At 67.9% G+C, this 14563-nt stretch carries 9 protein-coding genes and 2 pseudogenes; 10 read left to right on the top strand and 1 reads right to left on the bottom strand.

The window, feature by feature from the left end; translation table 11 throughout:
• Positions 1-61: 61 nt before the first annotated feature.
• The 10 genes and pseudogenes from LLH23_13335 (at position 62) to LLH23_13290 (ending at position 13619) form a co-directional block, all read left to right on the top strand.
• The gene (locus tag LLH23_13335; protein MCE5239453.1) at positions 62-3214 is read left to right on the top strand and encodes a heparinase II/III-family protein; all 3153 of its coding nucleotides are present in this window, start codon (positions 62-64) and stop codon (positions 3212-3214) included.
• Positions 3215-3392: 178 nt separating this feature from the next.
• Positions 3393-3827, top strand: a complete 435-nt coding sequence (locus LLH23_13330) for a pyridoxamine 5'-phosphate oxidase family protein (protein ID MCE5239452.1) — start codon at positions 3393-3395, stop codon at positions 3825-3827.
• 105 nt (positions 3828-3932) lie between these two features.
• The gene (locus LLH23_13325) at positions 3933-4949 is read left to right on the top strand and encodes a DUF2961 domain-containing protein (GenBank protein MCE5239451.1); all 1017 of its coding nucleotides are present in this window, start codon (positions 3933-3935) and stop codon (positions 4947-4949) included.
• Between the two features lie 46 nt (positions 4950-4995).
• Positions 4996-5574, top strand: coding sequence for a signal peptidase I (gene lepB, locus LLH23_13320; protein MCE5239450.1), 579 nt, complete (start codon positions 4996-4998; stop codon positions 5572-5574).
• 270 nt (positions 5575-5844) lie between these two features.
• On the top strand, positions 5845-7122 hold the full coding sequence (locus tag LLH23_13315) for an acyltransferase domain-containing protein (GenBank protein MCE5239449.1): 1278 nt from the start codon (positions 5845-5847) through the stop codon (positions 7120-7122).
• 12 nt (positions 7123-7134) lie between these two features.
• Positions 7135-8577: a hypothetical protein gene (locus LLH23_13310; GenBank protein ID MCE5239448.1), complete on the top strand. Its 1443-nt coding sequence runs from the start codon at positions 7135-7137 to the stop codon at positions 8575-8577.
• Between the two features lie 155 nt (positions 8578-8732).
• Positions 8733-10886 carry a hypothetical protein gene (locus LLH23_13305; protein MCE5239447.1) on the top strand — a complete coding sequence of 718 codons (2154 nt, stop codon included), beginning with the start codon at positions 8733-8735 and terminating at the stop codon, positions 10884-10886.
• A 129-nt stretch (positions 10887-11015) separates the two neighbouring features.
• Positions 11016-11840, top strand: coding sequence for an amidohydrolase (locus LLH23_13300; GenBank protein ID MCE5239446.1), 825 nt, complete (start codon positions 11016-11018; stop codon positions 11838-11840).
• A 188-nt stretch (positions 11841-12028) separates the two neighbouring features.
• Positions 12029-13045 carry a hypothetical protein gene (locus tag LLH23_13295; GenBank protein MCE5239445.1) on the top strand — a complete coding sequence of 339 codons (1017 nt, stop codon included), beginning with the start codon at positions 12029-12031 and terminating at the stop codon, positions 13043-13045.
• A 430-nt stretch (positions 13046-13475) separates the two neighbouring features.
• A pseudogene (locus LLH23_13290) lies at positions 13476-13619 on the top strand (collagen-like protein).
• 350 nt (positions 13620-13969) lie between these two features.
• On the opposite strand, the pseudogene LLH23_13285 reads toward LLH23_13290, so the two are convergent.
• Positions 13970-14521, bottom strand: a pseudogene (locus LLH23_13285) (glycoside hydrolase family 26 protein).
• Positions 14522-14563: the final 42 nt, after the last annotated feature.

Here is a 14563-nt window from a genome sequence, read left to right as displayed (position 1 = left end):
CCCAAACAGGAGGGCGTCCCCACGGCGGGGAACACTGTGGCGATGTTCCAGGAGGTCCGCCATGCGCGCACTTGCTGCCGTGCTCGGAGGTCTGGTCGCGATGTCACTCGTCAGCGCCAAGGATGGCCCGACATACTACACGCCCCAGCGCCTCGCCGTGGGCCAGCAGAACGCCACGCGGGACTGGGGGAGCAAGCTGCTGGAGCGGATGCAGAAGGGCGACCGGAATGACTACTACATCGGCCGGGACTACGGCTCGGCGGCCGACTGCGTCGCCCAGACCGATGACTTCATCTGGCTGATGCAGCCGACCACGAAGATCCCGCGCGTGCTCCCCAACCACAACACGCGCGCCATGTGCCCGGTGCACGGCACGGAGGTGCGCAAGTACAGCGCCTGGACTGCCTGGACCACGGACCCCATCCACCACCCGTACAAGGTCCGCTGCCGGGCCGGCGGCGAGTGGTATCCCTCCAACGACTACATGAACGGGGACATGACCTCGGGTGACTTCCCCGACGACGGGAGCGGCTGCAAGGTCGGCGACAAGACCTTCCAGTTCCTGATCGAGTACGCCCACATGGCGTACGGGAACAACACGATCCCCTGCCTGCGGTCACTGTCACAGGCGTGGGTGCTCACGGGCGACAAGCGCTACGCGCGCAAGGGCTGCATTCTGCTGGCGCGGCTGGCCAGCGAGTACCCCAACTTCACCGATCGCAAGGACCGGCTCTACTTCGGCCCGTACGGCGGTCGCGACCCGCACTACACCTGGAAGACGGGGGGGATGATCACCGACCTGATCTGGGAGACCTTCTGCCTGGAAGCCACCGCCTACGCCTACGACGGGCTGTGGAACTACATGGACCAGGACCCAGAGATGATCGCCTTCCTCAAGACCAAGGGCATGCCGGTCGAGAGCGGCCAGGACCTGAGGCGCTACATCGAGGAGAACCTGCTGCGAGTCGGCATGCAGGGCATCCTCAATGGCTTCATCCACGGCAATGAGGGCTTCCACCAGGCCGCGGCGATGGCCTGCGCGCTCGTCATGGACGACTACAGCGACACACACCCCAACTCCCAGGACATGGTGGACTACGCCTTCCACGGCGACGGCCGGGCGGCGTACGTGATCCTCAACGGCCTGCTGCGCGACGGCGGCAGCTTCGAGAGCCCTAACTACAGCAGCATCAAGTTCGACTTCATCCGCGTCAACCGGCTGATGGAGGAGATCCGCCGCCGTCACCCCGACCGCTTCCCGCAGGAGAAGTATCCCGACTTGTTCGGCAACCCGAAGGGCAAGGCCCTGTTCGACTACTACATTGACCTGGAGATATTCCACACGTTCTTGCCCTCCATCGGCGACTGCGGCAACATCCAGCCCACCGAGCGCCGCAAGCCAGCGTACAACTCGTATGTCACCACGCCGAACCTGTATGGCTTCGAGCGCTTCCACGACCCGCGCATCGCCCGAGCCTGCACCGCCCCCGACGGGCGCTTCCACAGCGGCGAGCTGTTCGAGCCCTATCCCGAAGACGAGCTGAAGGCCGCGCTGGCCACACCGGAGTCGCAGATTCCGCTCCGCGACCGCCTCCTTGACGCCTACGGCTGGGCGCTGGTCGAGACCGGCCAGACGCCGGGGCAGGAGCGGGCGCTGTCGCTGAACTACAGCGGCATCCCCGGCCATCGCCAGTTCGACAACCTGAACCTCGAGCTGTTCGCGCGGGGCGTCACCCTGCTGCCCGATCTGGGCTACCCGTACACCTGGGACTACCGCGACTGGGACAGCGGCATCATGTCCCACAACACCGTGAGCGTGGATGAGACCCAGCCCCCCACGGACATCGGCGGGCAGTGCAACCTCTTCGCTGAGCAGGATGGCATCCACGTCGTCACGGCACGGCACGATCCGTACCCGCCGCATGTGTTCCCCTCACCCCCTACCCCTCTCCCAGCGGGAGAGGGGAGCAAGGCGCAGCCCGCCAGGGACGTCAACCTCTACGAGCGCACCTGTGTGCTCGTGGAACTCGACCCCGAGCGCTTCTACGTCGTGGACCTGTTCGCCGTCAACGGCGGCTCGCAGCACGACCAGAGCTGGCACGGGCCGCTGACGCCCCTGCAGGCCCCGCCGCTGAACTGGCAGGCCCAGGAGCGGGGCACGCTGGCCGGCCCCGACGTGGCCCATGCCGCGACCTACACCGACCGCTGGGGCCGCGAGAAGACGCGCAACTTCCCGTGCTACCTGACGAAGGTCCGCCGCGCGCCACTCGCCGAGCCGCAGACCTGGCACTGGGACTACGGCCTGCCCGAGGGCGACCAGTTCAGCCTGCGTGTCGTCCCGGTCGGCGGCCCGGCCGAGGTCATCATGGGCAGCGGCCGCTCGCCGGCCCGTCCGGCGGACTGGGGGCTGGACTACCTGCTGGTGCGCCGCCAGTCCCTCGGGGCGAAGCCCGATCACTTCCTGAGCGTACTCGACGCCTACCAGAAGACGCCGGTCGTACAGGCCGTGCGGCTCGTGTCGCAGCAGCCGCTGACACTGGAGGTGACCCGCGACGGCGCCGTGGACACCCTCGTCGTCGCCACGCCCGACACGACGACGCGCACCAGCGCCCACCGCCCCCTCGGCGTGAGCTTCACGACCGTGGCCGGCGGCAAGACCGTCAAGCAGGTGCGGATCGGGGAGACGGCGGCGGGCGAGGGCCCGGGCTACGCGACTGGCAAGATTGTGGCGACTGACTACGAGACGAACGAGATCACTGTCGAGGCCCCGGCGGCGCAGCAGGCCGACTTCGTGGTGGGCCGCTATGCGCGCGTCTTCAATGACCGCCGCAGCGGCATGTTCCGCCTCGTTGAGGCGAAGCCGGAGGGCAAGCTGCTGCGCCTGAAGCTCGACCAGACCGCCCACCTGGGCGAGGGCCCCGTCGTCAGCGCCGCCGAGGGAATGCTCTGGATCGGCTCGTTCCTGAACTTCGCCAATGGGCGCTATGACGCGCAGGGCAAGTGCCTGGTCACGAACGACTTCTATGCCGGGAGTTGGCTCGGGGAGGGCAAGGACGCGCGGCAGGTCAGGGGCGCCGTGCGCGACACAAAGAGTCAGATTCTGCTGCAGGACAGCCTCAGCAAGGCCGACCTCGAGAAGCTGTACGGGGGCAAGACGGTGCGGCTCTGGCAGTACGGCCTTGGAGACAGCATCGAGATCCCGCGGGTGAAGTGAGGCCGAGGTCCGGACGCTACCTGCTGCCGACCACATCAGTGCGCAGGTGGAAGCGGACGGAGGCGGCGGGTGCCACGGCGAGGCCCGATCGCCGTGCAAGCACTGGGAACATGGCCAGCAGGGCTGGCCGTGGCACCCGGCGAAATGCCGACCCACAACATGAAACGAGGTGGACACGATGTCTGACATACCCGATCGCGTACGGCAGGTCATGGCGGCGGTGCACAATGTACATGTGCTCGCCACCGTGGACGCCGAGGGCAAGCCACAGATGCGCTGGATGGGCGCCGTCGTCGAAGACCCGGACGCGCCCTGGACGTTCTACCTGGCGTGCGGCAAGAGCTCGCGCAAGATGGCGCAGATCGCCCAGAACCCCCACGCCCAGTTGCTCTTCTCCAAGGAGGACGACTGGCAGGTGGCGACCCTCTCGGGCACGGCGGAGGCGGTGGACTGCGCGCACTGCCGCCAGCTCCTGTGGGACAACGTCCCGGCCATGCAGCAGTACTACAGCGGCGTGGACGACCCGAACATGGGGATCATCAAGTTCACGACCCGCTGCCTGGAACTGCTGGCGATGAGTGAAGCACACGAGCCGTATTGCCTGGAGTTGTAGTGGGTCGCGAGTCCATGTGGGAGCGGTCACCGACCGCGACCGACGCGTCCGCGGTCGCGGTCGGTGACCGCTCCCACAGCCCGCCATGACCACTGGAGGCCCCACATGATTGGCAGCTCACTCCGCGATCTCGCGCGTCTGCGCGACTACAAGGCCCTGCGGTCCTCCTCGTGGGACCAGACCGGCGGCAACAAGGACTACTGGACCATCGAGCCCGGGCAGACCCGCGTGCTGGCGGACATCGCCGGCCCCGGCTGCCTCACCCACCTGTGGACCACGATCTCCTGCGGCGAGCGCGACTATCTGCGCAAGCTCGTTCTGCGCATGTACTGGGATGGCGAGGACCGGCCGTCGGTCGAGTGCCCCGTCGGCGACTTCTTCGGCCTCGGCCACGCCGCCACCACGTACTTCTCGTCCGCCGCGCTCTCGATGATGGACCGCGCGTTCAACTGCTTCTTCCCCATGCCCTTCGCCAGCGGGGCGCGCATCGAGGTCACAAGTGAGTGCGAGACGAAGGACACGGTGTACTACTTCTACGTGGACTACGAGAGCTACGACAGCGCGCCCGAGGACATGGGCCGCTTCCACGCCCAGTGGCGACGGGAGCAGTGTGTGGCCGAGGAACTGCCCGAGGGGCAGAACATCGGTGGCGAGACCAACTACGTGATCCTGGAGGCGAAGGGCCGGGGCCACTACGTCGGCTGCCACCTGGACATTGACGCCCAGACGCCCGGCTGGTGGGGCGAGGGCGACGACATGTTCTTCATTGACGGCGAGCAGTGGCCGCCGTCGCTGCACGGCACAGGCACCGAGGACTACTTCTGCGGCGCGTGGAACTACAACCGCCTCAAGGAAGTCTTCTGCACCCCGTACTACGGCTACCACTTCAAGACCAACGCCGACTACACGGGCAAGCACAGCCAGTACCGCTACCACATCCAGGACCCGATCCCGTTCCGGGAGAGCTTGCTGTTCAACATCGAGCACGGCCACGCGAACAACATGGCCCACGACTACAGCAGCACCGCGTACTGGTACCAGACCGAACCCCACTGGCACTGCGTGGAGCTACTCCCGGTGGACCAGCGTCTGCCGCGGCTGTGGGGCGGGCTGCATATCTGAACGGCCGGAGTCGTGAGTCGGAATTCGGGAACCGGGGGACGAGGAGATGGCGGGAAGCGCGGGCGGTTCGGGGCCTGCGAATGTGCGGCGGGCGCGCCGACCACGCGACAGGTACGCCCTTCTGGCCGTCGTGGTGTGCCTGTTCATCGTCGCGTGCCTGGTCGGCGGGGCCGCTCTGGTCTCGCGGCGCCCGGCGTTCGCGCTGCCGTGCTTGGCCTCATACCGGGTCAGCTCGGCGACGATGGAGCCGACGTACAGGGCAGGGCAGACTGTAATCACCGTGCGCGGCTACTACGTGGTCCATCCGCCGCAGTTTGGCGATGTTGTCATCGTGCGGAAAGCGGACGAGTCGCCTCGCCCCTTCCTCAAGCGCATCGTCGGCGTCCCCGGTGACCGCTTGAAGGTGAGTGGCGGCAGGCTGTGGCGCAGCGGCCAGGCCGTGGACGAGCCCTACATCAAGGAACCCATGGCCTACACCTGGCCCGCCAGCGGTGAGGTCACGGTTCCGCCTGGCACGGTGGCAGCGCTCGGAGACAACCGCAACGACTCAAACGACTCCCACCTATGGTCGCCGCCCTGCGTCCCCGTGAGCGACCTCGTGGCGAAGGTAGTGGCGTGGCGATAGCCGTTCGCGCCGCTCAGGGCTGCTCCGCGTCGAGCAGCGCCTGCCGCGGCTGTGGGGCGGGCTGCACATCTGAGCCGTAGGAGCGCCGGCTTCCAGCCGGCATGCCGTTGCCGTCGGAGGGGCCGGCTACTAGCCGGCCCGTCGTTCGAGGCGGATGCTACACACCAACGGGAGCGGCGCACGGCGGGCCGGCTGATAGCCGGCCCCTCCATCCACCCGCTGCCATGCCGCCCAATACGGTACCTAACCACTGGACACAGGACACCAGTCATGTCTCTTGACCTCCGCAACCCCACCGCCGTCTGCGCCGTCGCGGGCCTCGAAGCCCCTGACGTCTGGCGCAACTCCTGGCCCCAGTCGGCCCGCTCCTTCGAGCCGGGCAACGTCTTCTTCCTGCAGCCCGGCTACGTCGCGGAGATGTGCGCGACGCTGCGCATCGCTCCTGAGCTGACCGTCGCCCTCGGCGAGTGCGCCGCGGTGGTGGCGCAGGATGTGGCTCTGCAGCGCCTGGCGTGGCATCTGCACTGGCTCCTGTCGCTATCGGGGCTGGACGTGCAGGCCGGCAAGTGGCCTGCCCCACCGCTGGACGCCCATCCTGCCAACGCACTGCTCTACGGCCTCGTCGTCCTCGGGGGCGTCCCGCACCTGCTGCAGATCAACGGGGCGCGCGGTGTGGCCGTCGAGGACACCATCGAGACGCTGTCGGACCTGGAGACGTGGGCCACGGACTACCACACGTGGGAGGGCGCGTACGGTCTCTACACGATCGGCTGGCTGCAGCATCACCTGCGCGGGCGGCTGTTCAAGCTGGCGCGGCTGGAGTTCCTCCCTGGCTCCTACGGCCACCCCTTCCGCTGGTTCCGGCAGGCTGGCGCCGGCCAGGTCATTGCGCTCGCCGAGGAGGGCCTCCTGCTACGTCCGGACGGCCAGTTCGCCAGCGCTGACGGAGGGCTGGTGCGCGAGGGCCTGTGGAAGTCGCGACTGGTCGAGACGCCGGAGGCCGTGACCGGCCACCCCGTGTCGCCGTGGGGGCATGTCCTGGGCCAGACGGTGACGCTGGACACAGACGAGTGGTACGAGGTGCTGCGCCAGGGCGACCCGGTCATCACGGTCCATATCCCGTCCAAGGGGCGGATGGGGCCCGAGGAGTGCGGGGCGGCGTTCCGGCAGGCGGTGGCGCTCTATCGCGACCATTTCCCCGAGATCGTCACCCGCGCGTTCACCTGCCATTCGTGGCTGCTGGACCCGCAGTTCGAGCAACTGGACCCCACCCCGGGCAACATCTGCGCCTTCTTGCGCGAGTGGTACCTGCACCCGGTCGAGGGCGCCGATGACCGTCAGCACTGGCAGCGGACCTTCGACCTGTTCGGTGACTGGCAGCCCAGGTGGCAGACAGCGGAGCCGCAGACGGGGCTGCAGCGGGCGCTGGTGAGCTTCGTCAAGGCCGGCGGCCACCCGCGCAGCGGGGGCAGCGTGCTCTTCGCCGAGGACCTGGACTGGGGGGCGCAGGTCTACCGCACCACCCGCAAGGCTCATCTCATCTCCTGACGGAGCGTTTCCATGACCATGCCCTGCCTCATCCTGCTGCTGCTGGGCTGCTGTCTGTCGGTCGCCTCCGCGGAGTCCCTCACCCCTGTGGTCGAGGCCGAGGAGGAAGTCTACTCCTTCGTTCCCGCTGACAACGGGGCGGACCCGATGTGGTGCTGGGGCTGCACGTGCCTGGCCCGCGCCGGCGATGACCTCTTCGCCAGCGGCCTGGAGACGCTGCCCCAGGCCAAGCCGCTCAACAACGTGCGCTGGCTGCTGTTCCGGCGTGACGCGGCGGGCGGCTGGAAGCTGCTGCAGGCGGACCCGCAGGACCGCACCCGCGAGCCGTGCCCGCTCGCCGGCTTCCGCGACGGGCGGTTGCTGATGTCCGCCAACCCCACCCTCGTCGCTGACCCGCAACACCAGGGCGGCGGCCCGGCGCGGCCGGAGATACTGGAGTTCTCGACCCGCAACCCGCAGGCGGCGCCGCGCACGATCCTGCCCACGTGGGAGGGCCAGCCGGCCTTCACCGAGCACTCGTACCGCACGTTCAGCGCCGACGGCGATACGGGCCAGGCTATCCTGCTGCAGAACGTCGGCTACGAGGGCTCGCAGTGGGCGCTCCTGAACCGGGCGGGGAGTACCATCAAGTCCGGTTTCCTCCAGTGGCCCGCGCTGCGGCTGGGCGACGTGGAGCCTTACGGCGCCACGCGCTGCCGCGTGAACTACCCCGATGTCGTCCTGCGCTACAATGCCGTCCACCTGTGCGGCGGGGCGGCCTTCGACAACTGGGACCGCGTCAAGGACCCCGTGGCCGATAAGGCCCTCATGGGGCGGCAGTGGGGCAACCGCTGGCGGCGGCTGTTCTACACCTGGACGCCGGATGTCACCTCTGAGCCGTTCGCTGAGTGGGTCGAGATCAGCAACACGATGGCGACCGGCGGTTGGCTCTTCCCCGGCGACCTGTGGGTGGATGACAAGGGCACGGCGCATGTGCTATGGTTCGAGGGGCCGGTGGACATACGGCTGCGCAACCAGCACTTCCCCGACATGAAAGTCCGCCCCAACTCGATCATGTACGCGCAGGTGCGCGACGGGCGCGTGGTGCTCAAGACGCCGCTGCTGCAGGGCGGCGAGGGCTCGGGACCGCTGGTGCCGGAAGCCAAGCCGCGTTTCCACATCGCCCCCGGTGGTCGGCTCTTCGTGGTATACTGCACGTTCGACTACCCGCCGGCCGCGGAGCGCGTCTATACGAACTGGGTCCGGGAGATCAGCGCCGACGGGTCGGTGGGCGAGCCGGTCAAGATGTTCCTGCAGCACCCCTTGACGGGGTTCTTCACGGCTACCCCACGCGGCGGGGCGGCGCCGTCGGCCGTGCTGGACATGCTGGGGACGCGCGCCGGCACCAGGAACACGATCGGCTACGCGCGGGTGAGGCTCTGGCCTGGTACGAACCTGCATGAGGCCGCGCACTGACGCAGACAGGTTGTGGGTGTCGCCGAGACCGCCTGCGGTATCACGTGTGCGACGGGCCCCACGACTGCCGGCGGGGCCCGCCGCCTACTAGGACGCGAGCTTCCGCGAGTCAGTACCAACCACCTGACCTGAGGTCCTGCCAGACGGAAGGGAGTATGTCTTTGCAGCCGCCGCTCGGTCAACACACGGAGCACCCCGGGGGCCGGCCATCCGCCGGTCCCGCGCATGTCTCTGCCCCGAGTCTCGCCCGTGGCATCTCCTGGCGCGTCATCATCATCGCTTTCCTGGTGGCGCCGCTGAACGCCTACTTCATGGCCTACCTGCTCGGCCCCCGCGGCGTGGAGGACCCGACGGTCGTCGCGCTGTTCTGGAACGTCGTCTTCCTGCTCTTCGTCTTCCGGCTCATCAACGCGGCGCTGCTGAAGTGGGCGCCGAAGCTGGCGTTCTCCCCCGCTGAGCTGATCGCGTTCTTCATCCTCCTGTCCGTAGCGACCACCGCCGGTGGCCTGGACACGATGAAGACGACCTTCTCCACCATGCAGGGCCCGGCGTACTTCGCGACCGAAGTCAACCACTGGGAGCAGCTCTTCTTCCGCGAGTTGCCGCTCTCGATGACCGTCAACGACATGCCGGCCCTCAACCGCCTGTGGGACGGCGGCCACTCCATCCTGGAACAACGCAACTGGCAGCCCTGGCTGGGGCCCGTGTTCCGCTGGTGGCTGCTGTACACGTGCATGTGGGCGGCGCCGGCAGGGCTGGCGGTGCTCCTGCGCAAGCGCTGGGTCGAGCAGGAGCGGATGAGCTTCCCCATCGTCCAGCTCCCGCTGGAGATGTCCCAGCCGACCTTCAGCGGCTTCCGCCATCCGGCCTTCTGGATCGCCGCCTCGGTCGTCGTCGCCATCAACCTGCTCAACGGTCTGCACGAGTTCTACCCCTCGCTGCCGCAAGCCGCCATCAAGATCAACCAGAGCCAGACGTTCAACCTGCAGAAGTTCTTCCCCGGCCGCCCCTGGAGTGCGGTCGGCTGGTGGTGGATGTGCTTCTACCCGTGGGTGATCGGGCTGGGTCTGCTCCTCCCCAGCGAGCTGAGCCTATCGCTGTGGGTCTTCTACCTGTTCTGGAAGGTGGAGGCAGTCGCGACCACTGCGTTCGGCTTCACGAACATCCGCGAGTTCCCGTACATGAAGGAGCAGTCGTTCGGGGGCTACCTGGCGATCCTGGGCTTCTCGCTGTGGGCCGGGCGGCGGACGTGGGCGGGGGTGTGGCGGAGGGTACTGCTGGGCCGCGCCTCTACCCCCCCCTTCAGGGGGGGGCAGCGGGGGGACGCCGTACACTCGTCTGCAGGCAAGCCAGCAGGGGACGGCAGCCTACCCCCTACCCCCTCCTGCGCTCGCTTGCGAGCGCGGAGGGGAGGGGGAACGGCAACGGCGGACGCCGAAGACGACTCCGGCGAGGCCCTGCCGTATCGCGCCTCCGCCCTGCTCTTCCTGGCGGGGATGGTCGCCGCCATTGCCATCGGCATGTCCATCCGCATGTCCTGGGCCGTGGCCATCGCCTTCTTCGTGCAGTACTACATCATGACGGCCATCATCGGCCGCATCCGGGCGGAGATGGGCCTCCCGACGCACGAACTGGAGCGCCTGGGGCCCACCGTCATGCAGGGCAACATCCTGGGCCCGCGCCTTCTGGGCGTGCAGAACCTCACCTCGCTCTCCCTCTTCTTCGGCTTCACGCGGGGAATGCGCAACATCCCCTTCCCGTTGCAGTTCGAGGCGCTTTACCTGGCCAAGCACACCGGCAGCAGCCAGCGCCGTCTGCTGCTGGCCACACTCGCGATGATCCCCGTGGCCGTCGCGCTGTCGTTCTTCATGACGCTGGCCCTGGGCTACCACCATGGCCTGGGGATGAACTGGGCCCGGTGGATGCCGGGATCGTGCCAGGAGTCGTGGAACCAGCTCACCGGCTGGCTGAACCGCAACGAGCCCTTCCACCTGAATCGCATCTGGGCCAGTCTGATTGGCTTCGGGGTGTACTTCGGGCTGATGCTCCTACGCACGCGCTGGATCGGCTGGCCGCTGCACCCGGCGGGCTTTGCGCTCTCCACCACCTGGTACATGGCGCACATGTGGTGCCCGATGATGATCGCCTGGATCGCCAAGACGGTAGCGCTACGCTATGCCGGCGGGAAGGCGATGCGGGCCCTGCGCGCGGCCGCCTTCGGCCTCATCCTCGCCGACGTGGTCAGCGGCTCGCTCTGGATACTCTACGGCTTGTTCACGGGGACAACTACGTATTCGTTCTGGCCGTAGGGCATGGGAACGTGGGATGGCGGGCTGGAAGCCCGCACTACGGATGAACCGGCGCCCATCGCCACCAACTACCGACTGACAACTATCAACTATCAACTACCCGCTGCCTCTGCACGCCAAGGAGCCACCATGAAGATCTGGGATTGCCATGTCCACTCGTACGGCGGGAGCGAGCGCCCCGACGACGTCCTGCAGGCCATGGACGCCGCGGGCCTCACGCGCATCACGCTGTTCAGCCAGCACCCGGGCCAGATCCGCGAGCTATGCCCGCTGCCCGCGGCGGCCGATTGCCGGGCGGCCATCGACCACGTCGCCGGGCTGCAGGCCGCCGACCCGGACCGCATCTATGGCATGTTCTGGGCCGACCCGCGCACCGAGGGCGTCCTCGATCTACTCGACTACGCCCTCGTGGACAAGTGCCTGCACGGGGTCAAGATGATCCCGAACCACTGGTCTGCCGGCGACGACTTCATGGCCCCCGTCTACGAGCGAATGCGCGAGCTGGGCAAGCCGTTGCACTTCCACTCGGGCATCCTGTACGCGTTCGGTGACAGTTCGCGCTTCTGCCGACCGGTGCTGTACGAGGCCCTCATCAACTACCCCGGCCTCAAGTTCGCGCTCGCCCACATCAGTTGGCCCTGGACCGATGAATGCCTGGCCGTGTTCGGGCACTTCCGCTCCGCGGCCGCCCATCGGCGGGACGGCAGCGGCATGTGGATTGACTGCTCGCGGGGCACGCCCGATGCCTGGCGCGAGGAGGCGCTGCGCAAGGCCGTCATCTTCGCCGGCTGCAACCGCCTCATGTACGGCACGGACACCCACCCGGCCAGCCTGGCCGGCTCCGCCCCGGTACACATCCGCAAGGACCTCGACCTGCTGCGCAACCAGATCGGCGCCAGCGAGCAGCAGATCGAGGACTTCTTCTGGAACGCGGCCGAGGAGCTTTACGCCTAGGCGCCGACTGTAGGGCGGGGGCTTGTACCCCGCCCCAGCCGTTCGCTCTGCGACATGCGCGCGGGGGCACAAGCCTCCTGAGATCGCGAGCGATCTCTGTGCCCCGCAGTGCCCGGGCGACCCGCCGCGCGGCAGGGCCTGAACCGCGCAGCGGCGAAGCACTCCGCACCCACCCCACGGAGGACACCATGACCCCACGCGATCGCGTCCTGATGGCCCTGCGCCACGAGCAGCCCGACTTCACGCCCTATGAGATCCCCATTGACCCTGAGGTGGCCGAGCGTCTTGACCAGCACTACGGCAACCAGGACTGGCGGGCGCGCATTGTCGGCCACACCGCCGGCTACGGCGTGCCCGACGGGCGCGTGACGCTGGAGGACGGAACCGGTTACCGCGACGCCTGGGGCTGCGTGTGGCACACCAGGAACATCTTCCACACGACGCAGGTCCCGCTGCCCGAGCCGACGCTGGACGGCTACGAGATCCCGCACCTACTGACCGATGAGGTGGTCGCGGCCGCCTGGGAGTCCGCCCAGGCCAACGCCGCCTCGCCCCAGCGGCGGTTCTACCGCGCCGGGTCGGGCATGACCTTCTTCGAGCGCGCCTGGGCGCTGCGCGGGATGGAGGGCTTCCTGATGGACCTGGCCGCCGAGCCGCGCTTCGTCGGTGAGCTCATGGACCGGCTGATGGAGTGGCACCTGCCGATGATCGAGGCTTTCGGGGCCATCCCCGAGGTGGATGCCATCTACTTCGGCGACGACTTCGGCGCCCAGCACGGCCTCATCATGGGGACCAGGTGGTTCCGTGAGGTCCTCAAGCCCCGCCTGAGGATCATGTACGGCCGGGCGCACGAGCTGGGCAAGTACGTGTTCATCCACTCCTGCGGGGACAACTCGCCGATCATCGAGGACCTGATCGAGATCGGGGTGGATATCTTCAACCCGTTCCAGCCGGAGGCGCAGGACATCTATGCCATGAAGCGCGAGTATGGGAAGCACATCACCTTCGAGGGGGGCATCGGCACCCAGGGGCTGCTCCCGCGCGGGACACCGGAGGGCATCCGCACCGAGATCAGGAGGCTGAAGCAGGAGATCGGCCAGGGCGGCGGCTTCATCATCAGCCCGACGAAGCCCATCCTGCCCGACGTGCCGACCGAGAACGCAGTGGCCTGTGTGGAGACGATTCTGGAGGGAACCGAGGGATAGGCCGCCATGCACTCCCCCTCCCTTCAGGGAGGGGGTCGGGGGGTAGGACGCCGTTCACTCCCCCTCCCTGTGAGACGCGCAGCGTCTCCGGAGGGGGCCGGGGGGTAGGACGCCGTTCGGGGGGCCGCCTTACTTGGGCACAACCACCGCCGCCTCCGCCGTGCCGATGGTGCGATCAGCGGCGTTGGCGACGACGATCCTGATCCGGTGCTCCCCGGGTTCCAGATTCGCGGCGTTGAGGTTGAACCGGAACGGGGCGACGTTCGTCATTGCGACGAAGGCGTCATCCACGTAGAACATCGCGTTGTCGGCCTCGAGCAGCCGCCCGATGTCTGCCACGACCTCCACCTCACCCGTCAGCGCGGCCGGTGAACACCCCTGTACCACGACCCCTACCGCTCCGGCCGCTGCCGCGCCCAGCTTCGTCCCGGCCAGCGGTACGCTCGTGGCCACGGGACCGGTCGGCGCCACCGGGCGCGTGGGCGCGGTGGGCGGCGTGACGGGCTCCCCTGGCCCCACCGGCACGGGTGTGGGCGTGACGGCAACCGGTGTCGGGGCGAGCAGGCCATCCGGCACGCGCGTCAGGAAGTGGTCCCCGCCGATGAGCTGCGCGTACGCCTGCAGCACCTGTGGGTTGTCCGTGACGCTGTAGTTGTTGTGGGCCAGGCCGTTCTCCTCGGTGTTGACCGAGAACCAGTTGATCATGCGCACGCGCGGGAACTGCGCCACCAACGCCGCATAGAGCTTGGTCATGTTGTCGAGGCAGAAGTCCACCACCGGCGTCTTGGTCGCCACGCAGTAGTGCGTCGCCGCATACTCGCAGACGGCGATGGGCTTGCGGTAGGCGAACAGATCGTAGACATAGCGCAGCAGGTCGCGTGGGTCGTCGCTGGGGGGCTTGGCGGGGTCGCCGTCGGCGTGGTAGACGCTGTAGAGGTTCACCCCCACCCAGTCCACGTACTCATCGCCGGGGTAGTACAGGGGGATGGTCGCGCGCGGCGTGGCGTACGGGCACCAGATCATGACGACATTCGGGGCCTCCTCGTGCATGACGCGGTACACGAGCTGCCACTTGGCCTTGTACAGGTCGGAGTCGCCCGAGTAGGCCATCCAGTTGCCGTTCATCTCGGAGGCGTAGCGCAGGAAGATGGGCCCTCCGGCATGGGCCGCGGCCTGCGCCCAGCCGTGCAGGTAGTCATCGTCCTTCACCGCCGCGAGGCCCTCATTCGGCTCCCAGGCGATGTGCGGCACGGCCTGCTTGGCGTGCAACTCCTTCACCCAGGTGTACGGGAACGGCTGGCCATAGCCGACGTACTTGAAGTAGGTGGCATGCTTCTTGCCGGTGAGCTGCTCGAACTGGCTGATCTCCCCCGCGACGTTGTTATCCAACTCGACGTACGCGCCGATGTAGCAGCCCTTCTCCGGCTCGTACGGGCCGAGCGTGCCGGCCGCGACGGCGCCGGAGATCAGCACCATGGAGGCGCTGCAAGCGGCGAGGAGTACGCGGAGACAGAATGG

The sequence above is a fragment of the bacterium genome (assembly GCA_021372615.1).
GTDB lineage: Bacteria > Armatimonadota > Zipacnadia > Zipacnadales > UBA11051 > JAJFUB01.
Note: the sequence above shows the minus strand (reverse complement) of the source record. Positions and strands in the feature narration are given on the sequence as shown.